General features: G+C 39.1%; 13 protein-coding genes. 3 read left to right on the forward strand and 10 right to left on the reverse strand.

What is annotated here, in order from left to right; all coding sequences use genetic code 11:
* Nucleotides 1–111 precede the first annotated feature (111 nt).
* The 6 genes from R3E32_17160 to R3E32_17185 all read right to left on the reverse strand — a co-directional run bounded on the left by R3E32_17160 (nt 112) and on the right by R3E32_17185 (nt 8,954).
* Nucleotides 112–1,299, reverse strand: a complete 1,188-nt coding sequence (locus R3E32_17160) for a quinol:cytochrome C oxidoreductase (GenBank protein ID MEZ4886469.1) — start codon at nt 1,297–1,299, stop codon at nt 112–114.
* A 37-nt stretch (nt 1,300–1,336) separates the two neighbouring features.
* Nucleotides 1,337–2,080, reverse strand: a complete 744-nt coding sequence (locus tag R3E32_17165) for a cytochrome c (protein ID MEZ4886470.1) — start codon at nt 2,078–2,080, stop codon at nt 1,337–1,339.
* 26 nt (nt 2,081–2,106) lie between these two features.
* Entirely contained in the window at nt 2,107–2,709 is a 603-nt protein-coding gene (locus R3E32_17170; GenBank protein MEZ4886471.1) for a DUF3341 domain-containing protein, read from the reverse strand.
* A gap of 99 nt (nt 2,710–2,808) precedes the next feature.
* Nucleotides 2,809–4,248, reverse strand: coding sequence for an NrfD/PsrC family molybdoenzyme membrane anchor subunit (gene nrfD / locus R3E32_17175; protein MEZ4886472.1), 1,440 nt, complete (start codon nt 4,246–4,248; stop codon nt 2,809–2,811).
* Nucleotides 4,249–4,312: 64 nt separating this feature from the next.
* On the reverse strand, nt 4,313–7,621 hold the full coding sequence (locus R3E32_17180; GenBank protein ID MEZ4886473.1) for a TAT-variant-translocated molybdopterin oxidoreductase: 3,309 nt from the start codon (nt 7,619–7,621) through the stop codon (nt 4,313–4,315).
* Between the two features lie 100 nt (nt 7,622–7,721).
* The gene (locus R3E32_17185; GenBank protein ID MEZ4886474.1) at nt 7,722–8,954 is read right to left on the reverse strand and encodes a c-type cytochrome; all 1,233 of its coding nucleotides are present in this window, start codon (nt 8,952–8,954) and stop codon (nt 7,722–7,724) included.
* Nucleotides 8,955–9,297: 343 nt separating this feature from the next.
* Between R3E32_17185 and R3E32_17190 the strand changes: the two genes are divergently transcribed.
* Nucleotides 9,298–9,627 carry a DUF6787 family protein gene (locus tag R3E32_17190; GenBank protein MEZ4886475.1) on the forward strand — a complete coding sequence of 110 codons (330 nt, stop codon included), beginning with the start codon at nt 9,298–9,300 and terminating at the stop codon, nt 9,625–9,627.
* Nucleotides 9,628–9,965: 338 nt separating this feature from the next.
* A complete protein-coding gene (locus tag R3E32_17195) occupies nt 9,966–11,165 on the forward strand; it encodes a hypothetical protein (protein ID MEZ4886476.1) in 1,200 nt (399 codons plus the stop codon).
* A gap of 242 nt (nt 11,166–11,407) precedes the next feature.
* On the opposite strand, the gene mtnA is transcribed toward R3E32_17195, so the two are convergent.
* Genes mtnA through R3E32_17215 form a run of 4 tightly spaced genes read right to left on the reverse strand, consistent with a single transcriptional unit; the run spans nt 11,408 to nt 18,999 of the window.
* Nucleotides 11,408–12,532 (reverse strand): S-methyl-5-thioribose-1-phosphate isomerase, encoded by a 1,125-nt coding sequence (mtnA, locus tag R3E32_17200; protein MEZ4886477.1) that lies wholly within the window; start codon nt 12,530–12,532, stop codon nt 11,408–11,410.
* Nucleotides 12,533–12,572: 40 nt separating this feature from the next.
* Nucleotides 12,573–14,351, reverse strand: coding sequence for a hypothetical protein (locus R3E32_17205; protein ID MEZ4886478.1), 1,779 nt, complete (start codon nt 14,349–14,351; stop codon nt 12,573–12,575).
* A 21-nt stretch (nt 14,352–14,372) separates the two neighbouring features.
* Nucleotides 14,373–16,178: a hypothetical protein gene (locus R3E32_17210; GenBank protein ID MEZ4886479.1), complete on the reverse strand. Its 1,806-nt coding sequence runs from the start codon at nt 16,176–16,178 to the stop codon at nt 14,373–14,375.
* Between the two features lie 4 nt (nt 16,179–16,182).
* On the reverse strand, nt 16,183–18,999 hold the full coding sequence (locus tag R3E32_17215) for a DEAD/DEAH box helicase (protein ID MEZ4886480.1): 2,817 nt from the start codon (nt 18,997–18,999) through the stop codon (nt 16,183–16,185).
* 947 nt (nt 19,000–19,946) lie between these two features.
* On the opposite strand from R3E32_17215, the gene R3E32_17220 reads away from it, so the two are divergent.
* Nucleotides 19,947–20,213 (forward strand): hypothetical protein, encoded by a 267-nt coding sequence (locus R3E32_17220; protein MEZ4886481.1) that lies wholly within the window; start codon nt 19,947–19,949, stop codon nt 20,211–20,213.
* Nucleotides 20,214–20,289 lie beyond the last annotated feature (76 nt).

Consider the following 20,289-nt stretch of genomic DNA (forward strand, 5'->3'; position numbering starts at 1 on the left):
AAGTAAAAATGTGATAAAAATCACGGTAACCCTTTCATTTGTTGCGAAATATCAATATTGTTTAGCTAAAACGCAACTTTAAATAACAAACATTCAACAAAAAATTGCTCACTATGTATGGTGCAATACACTTTCTCTATAAAATGGATGTCCCTCTGCTTTTAGTGCAGCTTTTGATAGTGTAGTAAACACTACGTACAAAAATATTCCTGCAAAAAACAGTCCGATACCAATTTCTAATGCTCCAATCGACGCAGGAGCCATGTTGTTTTCTTTTAAAGCAGCAGGCATCATCATTTGGTAGAAATCCATCCAATGTCCAATAATAATTGCACATGCGAGGACTCTCATTACAGTATAAGTCCTTTTTGCTTTTCGTGTAATCAATATAAAGAAAGGTGCAATAAAATTCAAGGCAAAAGCAATATACATCGTCAAAGGATAATACTCTGCACGAAGTTTGAAATAACCTGTCTCTTCTGGAATATTAGCATACCAAATCAACATAAACTGTGAAAAGAACAAATATGCCCATGCAATACTGAAGGCAAACATAAATTTACCTATATCATGCAAGTGTTCATCTGTGACTTCTTTCAAGTAGCCTTGTTCCTTCAAGTACATAATCAACAGGGACAAGATAGCACAACTCGTTACGAAGGCGCTGATGAAGTTGTACCAACCCCACAAGGTACTGTACCAATGTGGTTGAACAGACATGGTATAATCCCATGATGCAGTTGAGCTTGAAATAGCAAATACAAACAAAAATCCAGCCGCATATACTTTACTCTTTTCGTATAAAGCAATACTCGGATTCAAATCATTTGCCAAAGAATTTTTTCTCAGTAACCAAGTAAACCCACACCATAAGCCCAAATAAGCCGCAGTCCTTATCCAAAAGAATGTAGTATTCAAATAGGGAGATTTTCCAGCCAATAAATCTAAGGGATCATGAGCTGCTGCGCCAGGCTGTGCCCAGTGATAAATAGATTGCATCCCCAATGCCAAAATAATCACAGTGAAAATAGCCCCTACATAAATGTAGTTTGCCATTGCTTCCGAAACTCTTCTCAATAGAATGTACCATCCTCCCCAGCCCACAGTATGGGCGGAAATGAAGAACATGGAGGTTAATGCAATCATCAAAAAGAATACGTTATTATACATGAAAGCAGTGGCAATCCTTGTAGGATTCTCCAAATTGGTAAATACCCCGAACAACATTAACAACAAGCCAATGCCAATGAGTATGAAACTATACTTCTTCTCCTTACTTGAAAAGGTAAAACTTTCCATGAAAATGATATTATTTAATTACTTTAAATTCTGTTCTTTATTCTCCGCCAGCCGCAGCATCTGTAGCAGTTGCATCTGTGGCAGCATCAGTAGTTTCACTAGCTGCTTCTTTTGTAGGAATAGGGCTATTACCCAGAGCTACTTTATAAGCATCATCTAAAGAAACCTTATAATCTTTTTCAATTTGCTTGGCTTGCATACTTTTGATGTAAGCAATCACATTCCATCTTTCTTCTTTGGTCAATTGAGAAGCATAAGAACCCATCAAGTTTTTACCATAATGTACAGAATGAAACATCTTTCCTTCTGGTAATACCAAAATATCTTCTCTAAAATAAGAAGGCGGAGGTGCAGGATAAGCACCATTCTTTACGATAGATCCGTCTGCTTTTCCACCTGCTCCGTGACAAACTGCACAGTTGATTTCGTAAGCCACTTTACCTTCCTTCAAGACAGTTTCACTACGTCTATCCAGAGGGCTGACCAATTCTTGTCCCGCACGCTCGTATCCCTCTGCCGTATTTTCGAAGTAATAAGGCACATATCCACGGGCAACTGTTCCTGCAACAGGCTTTAAGGCTGCTTGATTATTAGGAAACAATTGTACCGAATCTCCATCTATTATTACAGTACGTCCTTCGACATAAGGTTCGTAAGCCTTTGAATGTGTCATATCAGGCATATATTCTCTCCCCGTAAAGTCGCCGCTGGATTGACAAGCCCCCAAAAAATAGGCAGCAATGGAAGTTAATAGTATAATTAAAAAATCGCGTTTATGCATTATATCAGCTATTTTTTTAAATTTTCTTAATGGTGGTGCAAAAACTTTTCTTCTAAATGATGGAGGTCATCATGCTGCTTGAAAAGATTCGTATGTAATTCATTCTTCAAAGACACAGATCGCACTTCAATTGCCCCATAACTTTTCAACAATGAAGCAATTTGCTCTTTATCCTTATCCGTGTGATACTGTTTCATATCAAAAACCATTGCAAAACGATCATCCGTAGTTCTTGGATCCATCACCTCTACCTCTCTGAAAATAGACAGATGATTCCTCAAATAATAAATCACGACCATTCCAATAGCAGCAAATAGTACAGTCAATTCAAAGGTAATCGGCACCCAAGAAGGAGCAGAAAAGAAAGGCTTACCGCCTACAATGATAGGCCAATCTACTGCGGAAATAAAAGACATTCCTCCAATTGCAGTCAGCGTACCACAAGCGCCTATGATAAAGCCTGCTGTATGTAATCGGGTTTCTTGCAATCCCATTGCTTCATCCAATCCGTGAACAGGAAAAGGAGTAAACACTTCTCGCATTTGATAGCCCGCCTTTCGCATTTTTACAGTTGCTTTCACCAAAGGCTCTTCATCATCGAAAAAACCCACTAAATATTTATGTTCCATATTACTGAAATTTGATCTAAATTGTTTGATTGCTACATTGTTATGATTGTTGATTAAATCCACAACCAATAACAATTTAACCATTCAGCCATTCAACAATTACTTATCGTCTTTATCCATCGCACCAGCCAATGTACCCCCACCTACTCTACGTGCTTTTGCATCTTCTTCTGCAAATTTAGCAATGTACTGATCTCCAGAAGATTTGAGAATACTTTTCACCTCTGCAATCGCAATCACAGGTAAGGTTCGAGAAAATAGTAAAAACAAGGTCATAAAAATTCCCATCGTTCCCACAAAAATTCCTACTTCAATCCATGTTGGCGAATACATGTTCCAACTTGAAGGAATATAATCTCTATGCAAAGAAGTAACAATAATTACAAAACGCTCAAACCACATACCGATATTGATAATGATGGACATCACGAATGTGAACAAAATACTTCTACGCAATTTTCTGAACCAAAATAGTTGAGGCGAAATCACATTGCAAGTCATCATTGACCAGTAAGCCCACCAATAAGGCCCAAAAGCACGATTCACAAAGGCATATTGTTCATATACATTTCCTGAATACCAAGCCACAAAAAATTCTGTGGTATAAGCTACTCCTACAATCGACCCCGTCAGAATAATTACCTTATTCATAGATTCAATGTGAGCAAGCGTAATATAGTCTTCTAGATTCATCACCTTTCGAGCAATCAACATCAGCGTCAATACCATAGCAAAACCTGAAAAAATCGCACCAGCCACAAAGTAAGGAGGAAATATAGTTGTATGCCAACCTGGAATAACTGAGGTAGCAAAGTCAAAACTTACAATAGAGTGTACAGAAAGTACAAGTGGTGTAGCCAAACCTGCCAAAATCAAACTCAAAGATTCAAATCGTTGCCATTGCTTTGCAGTACCTGTCCAACCAAAACTCAACACCGAATAAATTCTTCGACGTAAGCCTTTTGAACGGTCTCTAATTGTTGCAATATCAGGTACTAAACCTGAATACCAGAACAACAAAGAAACAGTAAAATACGTACTAATCGCAAAAACGTCCCAGAGCAAAGGTGAGTTGAAATTCACCCAAAGAATACCCCGTGAGTTGGGATAAGGGAAAATGAAAAAAGCCAACCAAATACGTCCCATGTGAATACCTGGGAAAATAGCCGCACACATTACGGCAAAGATGGTCATTGCTTCTGCGGCTCGGTTTACTCCTGTACGCCATTTTTGACGAAACAACAGCAAGATAGCAGAAATCAGCGTTCCTGCGTGACCAATACCAATCCACCATACAAAGTTGGTGATATCCCAAGCCCATCCAATCGTTTTGTTCAAGCCCCAAGTACCTATGCCCATCCAAATTGTCCAAAGGATACAACAGATACCTATGAAAGCAATAATCCCTGAAATAGAGACAAGTATCAGCCAAGATAAACTAGGTCGTCCTTCCGTACCAGAAGCAATGTCCTCCGTAATATCATGGTAGGATTTGCTGCCCGTAATCAATGGCTCTCTTATCGGTGAACTATATTGCATAACTTCTCTGAGTTTGTTTTTTATTTAATTTTGGCGTTTAATCCAATACAACATTAACACTTTATCAAGAATGTCCGTCTTCGTGATGCTCTTCGGCATTAGCATGAGCTTCGGCAGGTTTGTTTCTAACCTTAGTCATGTATTTCACAGAAGATAATACGTGAATATCGTGTAATAAATCATAACTTCTATCATCTGCAAACATCTTACTGAGTGCAGAATCTTTGTCATTCATATCACCAAAGACAATCGCTTCGGCAGGACAAGAAGTTTGACAAGCGGTTTGAACTTCCCCATCCTTCAATTTGCGACCTGCTTTCTTCGCCTCCAATTTACCCGCTTGAATGTTTTGTACGCAGAAACTACATTTTTCCATTACTCCTCTCGAACGTACAGTCACATCTGGATTCAAAACCATTCTCGTCAAGTCGTCTGTCATTGACCAATCATCATTGTCAAAAATAGAATCTTTGTAGAAACTATCTGCACTTTGATAATCAAACCAATTGAAACGTCTTACTTTGAAGGGACAGTTGTTCGCACAGTATCTTGTTCCGATACAACGGTTATACGCCATCTGATTTAAACCTTCGCTGCTATGATTCGTTGCAGCTACTGGACAAACATTCTCACAAGGAGCATTGTCACAGTGTTGGCACATCATAGGCATGTAGGTAACTTCTGGGTTTTCATCATCTCCTGAGTAATAGCGGTCAATACGCATCCAGTGCATTTCATGCGCTCTGAATACTTCTGTACGACCTACTACAGGAACATTGTTTTCTACATTACAAGCTACAACACAAGCACCACAACCGATACAGCTATTCAAGTCAATAGCCATTCCCCAGTGATGTCCTCGTTTGTATTGATCGGTATGACTACCATAAACTGGGTCTTCACCATACAATGTAAAGAAATGTTCATCATGTCCCCCTTCTTCGCCATGTCCATCGTGTCCATGACCATCATCACTTCCATGAGCATCTTTTGCAGTACCACTGTGTCCGCCTTCTACTTTTGTTTTGTATTCGTCTAAAGACATTTCCACTACAATGCCTTCACGTTCATTACCCAATGCACCTGTATCGTCAATAGTGTGGTGAATTTGAGTTTGTGCCAAAGGATAACCTGATCCAACTTTCTCTAAAGTTACACCAGAAAGCACATTGTAGCCAAACGTTTCTCCGCCTGTTTCCATCATTGGGAAAACATTGACACCCGATTCTCCAAATTTTGAACCTGATTTGGTACGACCATAACCCAAAGCGATGGAAACAGTTCCTTTCTTTTGGCCAGGTTGGAAAATCAACGGCAACTCAACACTGTATCCGTCTTTGGTTACTTTGATAATGTCTTTTTCAATCCAGCCTTGGTCTTCGGCATAAGATTTCGATACTGCCAATACATTGTCCCAAGTAACTTTGGTAATGTTGTCAGGATTTTCTTGAAGATAAGGATTGTTGGCATATCTTCCATCTCCCATGTTGGTATTTTCGTACAATACCAATTCTATATCACCCCCTTGTGTTGCACCAATCGCTCTAATTGCATCGGATACATCTGAACCACTTGCTTCTAAAGTAGTTGTTTCTTCAGCAGCAACTTCATCGTGATTGTTGTGGTCTGTTTCTGCTTCGTGAACATGAGCTGGAATGGGAGGAATTGCAGCGACTACGGCTGTTTCTGTCTCCTCTTCTGAAGTGCTTGTGCTACTAGTAGCTGCGGTAGTATTGTACATACCACCAATTAGGTTTCCTTTCGTTTTTTCAGGATTGTTTACTTCAAAAATACCATCGTGAAGTGCTGCATCCCAAAACGCTTGGAAATTTTTAAATTTACTTTTTGCAAATAGATTGCTGCTCCAATGAGCTTTGATATAATCGTAATACGATGCCTGACTACCTGACCATCTCAACAGACTTTGCTGTGCTTGACGGGTATCAAATAAAGGAGAAATCGTCGGTTGTCCTAAACTGAAATAACCACCTTTGGGTTCTGCATCATTCCAAGACTCCAAATAATGACTATCAGGACATTTGTAAGTAATGAACTCTGATGTTTCATCTTCTCTTTCATTGAAGGAAACGGTCAAACCTACTTTTTGAAGTCCTGCGGTAAATTCTGCTGCTTTTGGATAGCTGTACGCTGGATTTACATTGTACAATATCACTGCGCCTACTTTCCCTGCGTTCATGTCAGCCACTAATTGCTGAACAGCTTTATCGTCACCACCTACATTGTAAGGTGCATCCAAGTCAATCGTACTGCCGTAATTACCCAACATTTCGTTGATAGCATTTACGACTTGCTGAACATTTGCATCATTAGAACCAGAAACGACCAAAGATTTACCTTGCGCTCCCTTCAATTCCAATGCTGCTTTTTTGATGGAATCGCTTGCGTCACCCGCATCTACGCTCCCTCCCTTCAGTGCATTGTAAAGTGCAACTACAGCTTTGCCTTCCTCAGAAGGTTTGATGGTCACACGTTTGTCTGCATTACTACCTGTTACAGACATATAAGACTCAAACTGCCAATGTTTTGACATTTTGGGGTGGTCTTTGCTGACCTTTCTATTTTGGATGTATTGTTTGGTAAATTCAGTTGGAGAAATCCAGGTATTGAGGAAATCTGCACCAAAGCTAACAATGACCTCTGCTTTACCAAAGTCGTAGGAAGGAATGACTTTTTTGCCGAAAGAACGCTGATTAGCAGTGCTGATACCCGAATTGGAAATCGGCTCATACACAACGTGATTGACATTGGAGTAAGCAGCTTTGAAATCTTCAATTGCCTTGCGGGTAGAGGGACTAATAATAGAATCGCTTAGGAGAACAATTTGTCCATTTGCATTGCGCAAAGCACTCATTATCTCCCTGTCCGCATCTTCCCAACTAATTTTTTCTGCTCCTTTTTTAGCATACCGCAATCTTGCACCATCATACAAACTCACCACAGATGCTTGCGCTCTTGCGGAAGTACCTCCTTGTGAAATACCAGAAAGTTTGTTTCCTTCAATTTTGATAGGGCGACCTTCACGTGTTTTTACCAAGATACTGCAATAATCCTTACCGTTCACATAACTAGATGCGTAATAAGTAGCAATACCAGGAATGATTTGTTCAGGCTTGTCTAAATAAGGAATGACCTTTTTGACAGGAATTTCACAACTTGCAGCTATTGTAGCAGCTACAGTACTGAATCCCATTATTTTGAGGAAATCTCTGCGACTGCCTTGCTGTTCTGAAACCACATTTTTGATTTCAGTTAACAATGGCAAATCTTCGGAAAATTCGCTACGTTTTTGTTTCAGAAATTTTGTGTCGTTCTGTAACTCTTCGTATCCTTTCCAGTACTTTGGTTGCTTCATACGATTATATTGTTCTAAATATTTCTTTTGTTCTTAATGTTAGTGTCTTTTGCCTTAGAAAATGAAAATCAGTTGTTTTTTTGATTTTCACTTCAATGGATTAATAGTGACACTTTTGACACTCTATTCCTCCAATATCTTGCACCGTCACCTGCTTCATTTCTCCAGATTTCATCTTCTCATGGTACTTTTCATAAATCTGATAGTAGTCATTTCCTTCAAAATTGACTGCTGTGTTTCTATGACAGTTCACACACCATCCCATACCCAAAGAAGAATATTGATACACTTTTTTCATTTCTTGAATCGGACCATGACAGGTTTGACATTCCAACTGCCCTGCATTGACGTGTTGAGCATGACTAAAGTAAACATGGTCGGGTAGGTTGTGAATACGAATCCACTCGATAGGTTTTTGTTCGTAGTCCTTTTTGTACTCCAATTTTTCAGGGTCCCAACCCACCGCATCGTATATTTTCGCAATCTCCTCTGTTCCATATTCAGGCCCTGCTTTGATAGCTTTGTGGCAATTCATACAAACATTTGCAGAAGGAATCACCGCTGATTTACCTTTTGCCGCACCTGAGTGACAGTATTGACATTGAATTTCATTGACTCCTGCATGTAGTTCGTGAGAGAACTGAATAGGCTGCGTCGGTTGGTAATTTTGTTGACGGCCCAAACGCTGTGCATTGTCCACCGTTTTGTAACCTACAAAAATCAACAATGCCAAAGATGCCAAGGCAATTACTTTCTTGCCCATGAATCGCTCACCAAAGCTCCATTTTTCGGGAACCAATAAGCCCATTTTCTCACGAACCAATTCTCCCAATGTACCTGTGATACGGGTTAAGATGAACATAATTGCCAATAGAATGACAGCAATGATTCCCAAGAACATGGCAATTTGTGAATTTCCGCCTTCACTTGGTACTTCACCAGGAATGGTATCAACAACAGGAGCTACTTCCGTTTCTACTTTGATGTACTGCAATACGGCATCAATATCTTCGTTAGAGATATTGAAAGAGGTCATGACAGAGCCATTGTATTCGTTGAAGATTTTCACCGCATCAGGATCGCCAGCTTTGACCATCCCCTGTGAATTCTTAATCCACGAATACAACCATTCTCGATCATACTTATCATAGACTCCCGCAAGTGCAGGGCCGATAAGTTTGTCGTGAACCTTATGACAACTCGTACAGTTCGCCTTGAAAGTAGTTTCCCCTTTTAGATAAACAGGGTCTTCACGTGGAGTTTGGGCGGAACTATCCGTGTGCAAAGCTAAGAATATCAGTAGAAAAAATAATAGTCCAATTACTTTGGACATTTTATTGTAAAATATCTTCATAAGTCAAAGATTAAAATGCTTCTGAAACTGTTGTCCAAGAGCCTTCATTTTTAGACTGCAAAGTTATGACACAAACTTTGAAAAGAATAGGAATTTTAACAGTTTTTTGCTATTTAGAACAACTCTAAATAAAGAGTGTAATTATTTGCGGGCTAAAACTTTAAGCACAAAATTATCTTTTGGCTCTAATTTTTTTATTGAAATATTAGATTTCTGTGGCATCAAATTTTGAAGAAAATCCATATCCGCTTTTGAATTTCATTTTATTTTCTCTCCAATTTGTTGAACTTTGTAGCTCTTCACCTAACATAAACTTAAACAAGTGAACAGTTTCTTTCAAAACCTTAAAAAACGTTGGCAAATAACAACTAATACCCAATTGTTGGTTATCATAACAGCTTTTGCGCTGACTGGTTCATCGTCGGTTTATGTTTCTGAAAAAATAAAATTGGGAGTAGCTCATTTGAGATGGTTCAATGACTTTTGGCTGACAATTATCAAATGGGTTTTCATCGTGACACCTGTGTATTTGGTTTTGTTGGTGGTCATTGGGACTTTATTGGGGCAAGGTACTTTTTTTATGGCTTTTGCAAAAAAGATGTTGAAGGGAATTGGAAGGGTCTTTGGTGTGAATGGAAAAACGGAGAGTTAGATTTTTGCTCACTTGGTTTTGGAGTTTGAACGCAGAGATGCTGAGACAGAGAGATTTTTCTCTATGAGTGGAAACTTTGCCAACAGTCGCAGACTTTGGCAACAGTTGGAATAAAAACCATGATTACAATTTCCTCCAAATATCCCATCACGCATTGAAGGAAAAATCCACAAATTCCTGCAAAACAAACCATTGCGATGCCGATTTATTCCACTCTTATTTTTCACCCTTCCATTGCCATTTATTTTTTTCTTAAACGCTCGCCCTCCATTTTAATCCAAAGGTATAGACAGCAAACGCAACAGCGTTCATTCACTTAACTTAAAAAACCTTTGAAGATGACAACATACAGAAAATTCAACTTATCCCTTTTCGCTTTGATCATTGCAGTGCTTGTTTCTTCTTGCACCAATTCCAAAAAAGCACTTTCTTCAGGTAACTACGATACAACTATCAGCCAAACGGTCAAAAAATTGCGAAATGGCAAAAATAAAGACAAGCAGATTGTACTGCTCGAAGAGGCCTACTTCAAAGCCAATCAGAGAGACTTCAACAACATTGCAGCATTGAAAATGGGTGGAAATCCCGATAAATGGCTCAAAATTTACTACACCTACAGCGATATCCAAAACCGAGAAAACTTGGTGCGTCCATTGATGCCGCTTTTTATCAAGTCTGAACATCGTCAAGCAAAAATCGTTTTCAGCAATTCTCAAGCAGATTTGGTGGCGGCAAAAGAAAAGGCTTCGGAGTACCTCTATACCATTGCAGTCCAAAATATAGAAAGTGGAAACAAGGGAAATGCCCGCATTGCTTTTGACCAATTGCAGGAATTGAAGTCTTTTTACCCCACTTTTAGAGATGTAGATGCACAAATACAAAGAGCTATCTCTGTGGGTACAAATAAGGTATTAATCCAAGCGGTGAATCATTCGGGTATGGTGATGCCTTTCCATTTTGAGCAAGAATTGATGAATCTACACACCAATAGCCTCAACGATCATTGGGTACAATATTATCCTGAACCTGTGAGAGGAATTGATTTTGACTACGATGTGGTGGTTAGAATTGAGCAAGTGGCACTTAGCCCTGAATCCATTCACGAAAAACAATTCCGTGAAACCAAGACGATAAAAGACGGTTGGGACTATGTGTTGGATGCGAAAGGAAATGTGAAAAAGGATAGCTTGGGCAACGATTTGAAAGTAGATAGATATGTGGACGTGTATTGTGATGTGATTGAGATTGAACAACACAAAACCGCTCGCATTGCAGGTACGGTTCAATACTTCAACCGTCAAACCAATCGCCTCATGGAACAGTTTCCAATTGCAGCCGATGCGGTTTTTGTGAACAACTATATCACCTTCAATGGCAACCGAAAAGCAATGAGCAGCCGAGTGGTAAACCTCTGCAACAACCGTTTGTTACCTTTTCCGAATGACATGGAAATGCTTTCAGAAGCCAACCTTCAATTGAAAGATATTGTGAGAGATGTTTTGCACAACCATAGAAGAGTTTTGGCGGCAGTGAATTAGTGATTGGATACTTAGTGACTTGTGATGGGTTGAATGGTGATGGGTTGAATGGTGATGGGTTGATTTAGAATCCATCACCATTTTATTATATTGCAAAAAAACTATTGCAGTGATTGGTGATTAATCTCCAAAAATATTAACTATCAGTTTTTTGTACAAAAGAAAGTTTCCACTTATTTGGTTTATGCTGTACTAGCATTTCGTCCGTCCACTACATTCAAATTTCGTCCACCGTTTTCCGTCTATCGTCCGTCGTTTTCCGTCCACCGTCCACCATCGAACAATCCTCTAATCCCCTCCTCACTCGCCTCACAAACGCCCCTTTCAGTAATCAAAGCCGTCACCAATCGAGCAGGAGTCACATCAAAAGCATAATTTGCAGCAGGGCTTTCAGGAGGAGTCAGTAAAACCTGTTTGACTTCTTCGCCCTCCAATCCTTGAATATGCGTCACCTCCTCCGCATTTCTTTCTTCAATCGGTATTTTCAATCCATCCATCAATTCCCAATCAATCGTAGTCGAAGGCAAGGCTACATAAAAGGGCACATTGTTGTCTTTTGCCGCCAAAGCTTTGAGGTAAGTACCAATTTTGTTCGCCACATCACCTGTATAGGTTGTTCGGTCGGTGCCAACAATGCACATATCCACCATGCCATGCTGCATCAAATGACCGCCCACATTGTCGACAATCACCGTATGTGGCACTCCATGATTCTGCAATTCCCAAGCCGTAAGACGTGCGCCTTGATTGCGGGGTCGGGTTTCATCTACCCATACGTGGACTTTGATGCCTTTTTCGTGGGCTTTATAAATTGGCGCTGTTGCGGTTCCCCAATCCACCGTAGCCAACCATCCTGCATTGCAGTGGGTGAGAATATTGACCACTCCCCCACCCTCCCGCTCGCTGATGGCTTCAATAAGTTTCAATCCGTGGTTGCCAATATTTTCAGAAATCACCACATCCTCCTCACAAATATCCTTAGCAGTCTGCAAAGCAATTTGTACCTTTTCCTCGACCGTATTTCCTGCTGCAATGGCTTTTTGTTGGCGTTGAATAGCCCATTGAAGGTTAATAGCAGTCGGTCGAGTTGCCATCAATTCTTTTGCAGATTGCTGCATATAGACTTCAAAATCATTGCTTTCTTTTGCCTCCAAAGTAGCCAAATACATGCTATAAGCGGCGGTTGCTCCAATGAGCGGTGCACCTCTGACCCACATTTCTTTGATAGCAATTGTGCCTTCTTTTGAAGTACAAATGTCTTCAATCACAAAACGATGGGGTAAATGACGCTGGTCAATGATTTGAAAAACGGTGTCTTTTTCGGGGTGCAACCAGATGGTACGATGGGGTTTACCTTTGATATTCATGGTTTTGAGATATTAGAATGATTAGAGTTTTTTTGTAGTACTAGTTCAAAAAGAATCCAAAGTCTTTCAAACGATTCCTGAACTTCGATATGTTGGATTTCAGCACCAAAATTTGAAAGCCCTCCGCTTTTTGGATGTACTTCTTCAATATTGCATCTTGGGCAATCAGTTGAATCAACATTCTGTTTTGTGAAGGTATTTTGAAGACAACATATTCGGTACTCACATCTTCAAAAGGTTGAATGTTTCCAACCAATTCCTCAAAAAATGCTTTCCAGTTGGCGGGTAATTTGCTGGTAACCGTTTTCTTGAACAGTTCTATCTTGTTCTTCATTTCTTCTGCCGTACGACAATCCTTCAAAAACACAGTATAGTCTGTTTGGTAGCGATTTGGTCCAACTTTTTGGGTATAGTTTTGCAGCAGAATGTCGGCGGTAAGGTCTGTCTCATCTGAAAGAATCATCAAGGAATCTTCTGACAAAACCAAAGGGGTTTGCTGGGTATCCTCCGCTTGTTTATAAGTTCCGTAATCACTCATCACATAAGCCCCCAATTCGGTTAGCCGCACAAATTGAAGTCCATCGTAGGGCGAAAAATAGGTTTTGGCAACGTCGGAAGTATCTGGGACATTGTAAGCAATTTCGACCAAGCCAAATGCCGCAAACAAAAAGAAATTGGCTTTGAGTAAGGAGAGTGTAACAGCAGAGTAAAAAATATTTTTTGTTATTGGTTCTTTGTTATTGTACCGTGCCTCTTTTTTACTAAAGTAGAGTTTGTCGGAGGCAAGGATTTTGTTAATCGGTGTAATATCAAACATTCGGTATTTAGTAAAATCTTCGATGTTTTCAAACGCTACCCAATCACCTATTGGTAATTCTTTTAACAAGCGAACAAAATTATGTTCTACAGATTTCATCGCAGAATCTTCTATATAACCTGTCCCTTTGAGATTCGTTAACAACAAAGGAAGGCTGAAATATGCGTTTCTTTGGTACAAATTGAAGAGGTTTTTGATTAACTGTGGAAGATTCTTTTCGCCTAGCACCTTATCTCCCACCACCAACAAACCTGCAATTGCATTCGTACGCAGATTTTTCAATACTTTGTCTTTTGTGTCTTCAAAAAATTCTCTGAGATTTAGCGTACGCTGCATTTTACTCATTCCACTCAACATAGGACGCTGCTTGGTCGTCAGTTTGATATTGTCTTGGCCATAATAAGCCAACAGTCGAGGCAACTCCAAAAAAATATCCTTTTCGCCACTATATACTATATCCGTTGCAGTTGGCGTAATGGTATGTATATCAAAATTTTTAGGCTTAGGATAATAGGCCATTAATCGCTTTCTCAAGTTAACAGGCAATGAAATACTCTCAAATATACTACTCCAACGCTCATGGCTTACTGCAAAAAAATAGTACATCTTTTTCAACTCACGACTTTCGCCACCCCATGAATATTTTGGAGGTATCACCTCACACACTTCAATGCCAAACAAAGACTTAATTTCACTTTCTCCTAATTCCTCTCTCCACACCAATTCAGCCAAAATAGTGGCGATTTCTTTGGGAAGGGTTTTTCGGAAGGCATCAAACAAGGTACGGTTGATAAAAGGCACACAGCAAAGATCTACTAAGTCCGTTTTATTGATTCGTTTAGCCCCTGCGTTGAGATACAAGTAATTAGGGACTCCTTCCGACATACATAAAGCCCTGTTTTCCAAAAAAAAGTCATCTACAAAAGGTTTTAAGCCCCTTTCCAAATTGGTCTTATTATAACTTTGCTCAAAGGCGGTCACTAAATCTATCGGTATATTCATTGTTTACTGCTATTGTTTTCTTCAAGTCAACAAAAAACCAAACTCCTTCAATCGTTTTTCAAACTTCGCTAAGTTGGTTTTCTTTACAAAAATGTGAAATCTTTCTGCCTTCAGTACATATTCTTTCAACACACGATCGTGGGCAATCAGCTGAATCAATTCTTGGTTATTTGCAGGAATTTGTAACAATTCATACTGACTCGTTACTTTCGTAAAAGGGTTTACTTTCGCTATTAGTTTTTCAAAAAATAGCTCCCAATTACTCGGCATTTTATCCGTGACGGTTTGCTTAAACGAGTTGATTTTTTGTGTCAAATCTGATTGCGAAAAACAATCATTCAAAAATATAGCTTCATCTGTTTGGTAGCGATTTGAGCCGACTTTTTGGGTGAAATTTTGCAGTAAAATATCGGCGAAGACATCGGTTTCGTCCGACAAAATCATCAGTGAATCTTCTGACAGAATCAAAGGCGTTTGTTGGACTTCGATAGGTAGTTCATAGCTTCGTTTTTGCCCTGTGATGTATGCCCCCAATTCGGTCAACCTCACAAATTGAAGTTCATCGTAAGGAGAAAAAAATGTTTTGGTAATGTCGGAAGTATCGGGTTGATTGTAAGCAATTTCGACCAACCCAAAAGCGGCAAACAAAAAGAAATTGGCTTTGAGAAGCGGAATAGCAAGGGCTTTGTAAAATATATTTGCCCACACAAATTCCTTTTCAGTCTGTATATTGGTTTTTCTATTGAAGTACAAAGTTCGGTGAGCAGAATCAATAGGAACAGGTTCAATATCCCACATTCGATATTTTAATAAATCTCTGATGTTTTGGAAATCCACCCATTCCCCCAAAGACATCATTTTGAGCAGTTCAAAATACTTTTCCTCAACGGGCTCAATAGAGCGGTCAGCCCATGAACTTGTTCCCTTCAATAAAGTAAGCAATCGGGGCATACTCGCATAAAAATGTTTTTTGGAATAGGAGTTAAACATTTTTTTGAGGAATTGTACAGGATCTCTTTCATTCATCCATTTCTCGCTAATTACCAATAAACCCGCTATGGCATTGGTGCGTACATTCTGAAGATTTTTGTCTTTGGTATCTCCAAAAAACTCTTCTAAATTCAATGTTCGCTGCATTTTGTTGAGAGTACTTAGTGTAGGACGATTTTTGTTGGTCAGTTTGATGTTTCCTTGTCCATAATACGCCAACAATCGAGGCAATTCCCAAAAAATGTCTTTTTCAGCTGTATAAACAAAATCTGTTTTTTTGAGCTTAGCAGAGTTTAAGTTGTAATTTTTGGGTTTGGGATAATTGATCCTCAAATATTTCAGTACGACAGGCAGCAAAGTAAGCGTATAGACTTTTCCTTTATTTCCCTGCCATATATGCTTACTTTTTACCAAAAAGAATTTGAATTTCTCATTAACAGTTCTTTTAGGGCTTTCCCATGCATTTCTCGCAGGCACTTCGTCCACTACTTCAATCCCTAAATCTTCTCTAATTTCATCTTCGTGCAGCTGACCTTTCCAGACCAATTCATCCAGAATCGCCCTTGTCTCACTTGGAAGAAATTTTCGGAAAGCATCCACCAATTTTTCGCTCAAAAAAGGCGTACAGTACAACTTGACAGTATATTCTTTCCTTATCTGACTATCGTGAACCTTGGAATAAGTATAAGGGGAGAGTCCTTCCGAAACACACAGGTTTTCATGTGCTTTTAGAAAGTTGAGAAATAGCCCTTTCAGCTTTTTCTTCATTTCCTCTGCGGTATATGTCAAGTAAAACTCATTGTAAATATCCTGAGGTATGTTTAATACTTTATTCATGTTACTATCCCAAAATAAAATTAATATCCTCCTCCGAAAGCGATTTCATTGCACCCGCATCCGCCGAAATGATGTTGTCGAACAACTCCTTTTTCTTTTCCTGCAATTGCAGTATTTTCTCTTCAATGCTTCCCTGTGTAATCATTTTATAAGCCAAGACTTTACTCGTTTGCCCCATACGATGCGCTCGGTCAATTGCTTGAGTTTCAGCCGCACCGTTCCACCATGGATCAAAAATAAAAACAGTGTCCGCAGCCGTTAGGTTCAAGCCTGTTCCGCCCGTTTTTAACGTCATCAAAAACACGCTACAATTCGGGTCATTTTGGAAACGGTTCACCAAAGTCTGACGGTCACGAGTCGAACCCGTCATACTCACAAAGTCAATCCCCTCATTGTCCAACTGCTCACCAATCAATTCGATGGCCGCCAAAAAATTGACAAAAATCAACACCTTGTGTCCATTTGCAATAGCATCTAAGACCTGTTCTTGCAGCATTTCCCGTTTGGGCGACAAAATTTTCCCATCACTTTTGGCCTCTGGAATTGAAGCAATTTGACGCAATTCATTCAATGCTTGAAAAATGAAAAAACGGGTTTGCTGCAATCCCTTTTGAGCAATTTGACTTTGAATCGCATTTTGGTAAAACTGACGGCGCTGTTCGTACAGTTTTTTCTGCTTCTTCGACATTTCCACATACAAGGTCTGCTCAATTTTGTCGGGCAGTTCGGTCAATACATCTTTCTTTAATCGCCTCAAAACGAAAGGGTAAATCTTGCGTCTCAATTCTTGAATCACCTCTGGATTATTGTCTTTTTGGATGGGCGTAGCGTAGTTGTCGTTGAACATGCCGATTGTTCCAAACATAGAAGGATTCAGAAAACGAAACAGGGAGTACAGTTCTCCCAAATTGTTTTCTATCGGAGTACCACTCAATGCCATGCGGTGTTTGGCTTGCAAAAGCATAACCGCTTTGGTCGTTTGGGCCTGAATGTTCTTGATGTTTTGCGATTCGTCTAAAATCACGTACTGAAACTCCTCCTCCTTCAATGCCTCAATGTCGTTTCGAGCAATGGCATAGGTGGTGAAAATCAACTGATGCTTCAATGCCTCATTCCAGTTTCGCTGCTGTCCGTAGTAGGTGTGCATCGTCAGTTGAGGGGCAAATTTTTCGACTTCGTTTCTCCAATTGAAGAGCAAACTTCGAGGCATAATGATAAGCGAAGGCAGCGTTGTTTCAGGATAAATATTTGCCAATACTGCAATGGCTTGAAGGGTTTTACCCAATCCCATATCGTCTGCCAAACAGCCGCCCAATTTGTTTTCGTACAAGTAATTGAGCCATTTGAAGCCCTGTTTTTGGTATGGGCGAAGTTCAGCTTTAAGATCAGGTAATTGAGTGCGTTTTGAAGCAAGATTGTTGAAACCTTCAAAAATAGCTCGGGATTTTTTGAAGGTGCTTTGTGCCACTTTTTCATCAATCAATTCCTCCACAAATGGCAAATCGAAGAAAGACAATTCCACACCTTTTTTCTTTTTGCGGAAAATACGCTGCAGTTTTTTGATGTATTCCCCATTGACCACTGCATGAGTGCCATCACTCAGCAACACATATTTTTGTTTGTCGTATTGTGTAATGGCATCAAATAGGCTAATCAGTTCTCCTTCAAAATCCAGACTTGCATCTCCTTCCAAAAAGTCAATCCCATGATTCAGGCTCAGATTCAAAGTCGGTTGCATGGGCGCAATTTTGTACGATTTTAACTTTTCTGCTCCATATATATTGAAGTCTGCCAAAAGTTTGGGCAGTTCGTGGTAAAGAAATCCACTTGCCACGACCTTGGGAATAATGAATAAATTACCTTCTGATACAATCTGCGTCTCACTGCTTCCTTTGCCTTTTTTCTTTGGCAAATGGGTAGACAAAATTTTGTCAATGTTATTGATGAGTTCTTCCAGTGGTTGACGTTCAATGTAGCGAATATTGATAGTCCGTTCTAACTCATTGAGTTCGGCAATACGGTGGAGATCAAACTGCTGTAAAAATGCCACATCCATGTTCGGAAGTGTTTGTGTGACACGCATATACAAAGCTTCGTCCAAGTCGATTTTTTCAAAAATAAGGGCTGGCAAAGCTTCAATGGATTCAGTGCTGACCTTCGCTTGATAATCTTCAAACAGTACGTCCACATTGTCCATATTGGAGTAGAGTAGCGATAGGTATTTATTGATATCTTCAGCGGGAATTTCGGTTTCAAAATAACCCAATTGTCCAAAATTACGCCCCAACGACTTCACTTCAAAAAGCAAAGCCTCCGCCAGCGCCATTTCTTCAGTCAACATCTGAAATCCTTCAAAAATCTTTCCGCCTGCCGTCAAGACAATGTCGGTATCGTACCATTTTTCGACTTCCGATTTGAGTTTTGAATCAGGCTGTTTTTCAATACTTTGTATGCGAATATTAACCGATGCCTGTTCCGTTTGGAACTGAATTGGGCGTTTGCGGTGGTCTAAAAAATTATCGCAATTTTTGAGTTGCCAAAGCAAAAAATCATGTTCGGCAAGATATACTTTGTCAGAAGGTTTTTCCCAATCAATCACAAAAGCACTCTTCTCTTTGATGTTTTCGATGGATCTAAGAATACTTCGCACCGCACCACTATAGTTCAAATGGTTCACTGTTACCTCTTTGCCTATGTCATCGGTAACAGAAATGAACGCCCCAAATTCATCAAAATCCAATTGGAAAAAGATGTTTTTGGGTTTTTGGGTGCGAAAATCGAGTTGGTTTTGACGCTTGAAATGCTCGAATATGTTGGACATATCTTCTCTTTGTTTTTTGTAAAATTACAAAAAGTAAGAGAGTTTAGAACAAAAAATACACCATTATTGAAGAATGCTTTGGAGGATTGCAGAAATCCAGCCTTCAAAATTCCACTCCTTTTTGAGAGTTAGGCAAATTAAAAGCTCAAATTCAAATGCAATTAAATCATTGACAATGAATTGACTAAAATTCAAGAATGAGTAATTTAATATTTTAGTTTGCCTTATATGGCAATAAATACAACACTGCACAAATCATCATCAACAATCTCAAATTCAACAAGCTCCACTGCTCCAAATTTGGTACAGCTTGATTTTATTATGGAACAACAACTATTTTTTGGTGATAATAAGTTCCCTGAATGTTGAAACCAAACTATAGATTCCTACAGGAATATGTTTAAGTTGGCATTTTTATTTGGGTCATAACAATTGGATATTCAGTATTTAATTAGGATTTGCGTGTGCAAAAAGCCTGTCGTTCATTTTTTTAGTATGTATTAGCAATAAATCAAACAGATTCTATCAGTTCTTGTAAGAGGGTTCTTTCAATATTCAGGGCTTTGGTCTGAAATTGGAGCTTGTGAAAACTCCAATTTTTTAGTTTCCTTTTTCGATTACAGAACTTACGGTACAATTGGACACTAATGCCTTTTAGAAAAAACAATAATGCTTTTTTTAGAAACCCTTGTACATCACTCGAAATAGATAATTGTATTTTGAGTGTGTTTTTAATCAATCTAAAAAATTGTTCGATATATGTTCTTTGAAACCATCTACGTCTTAGTGTTTTGGCTTTCATTTCAGTATGTGTAGTATAAATTACACTCACTTTTTGACTTCCGTTGAGTCTAAAGAATAGAAGCGTAACCTCTTTTGCCTTTACTGCTATAGGAAGTGCCTTTACTGATTTGACTTATAAGGAAGGTCTAATATATAATAAGTCTATGACAGATATTGGAATAGAATTAGCTCTTTCTTATTTACCACAAGGAGTAAAAAATTTAAGTAACTCTTATACAAGTTCAATGAAACAATATTTAAGAGGAGCGATAGAACAATCATATGGGCGAATAAAAGAATTAAATTTTCAATTAGAATCAAATGTTATGGCAAGAAGGACTATATCTGCATTAGGCGATATTGTTGAAAACGCTTGGATTATGAACAGGCTTGGAGGCGTATATAAAACTAATGTAGAACTTATTTTTTAGTTGCTTGCCCCACAATCTCTCTAAAAGGCGGTTTGTTTTGAGGGAGGTTTTTATTTTCAATTTCTTAGCCCATCAC

The sequence above is a fragment of the Chitinophagales bacterium genome, assembly GCA_041392475.1.
In the GTDB taxonomy this organism is placed as follows: Bacteria; Bacteroidota; Bacteroidia; order Chitinophagales; family UBA2359; genus JAUHXA01.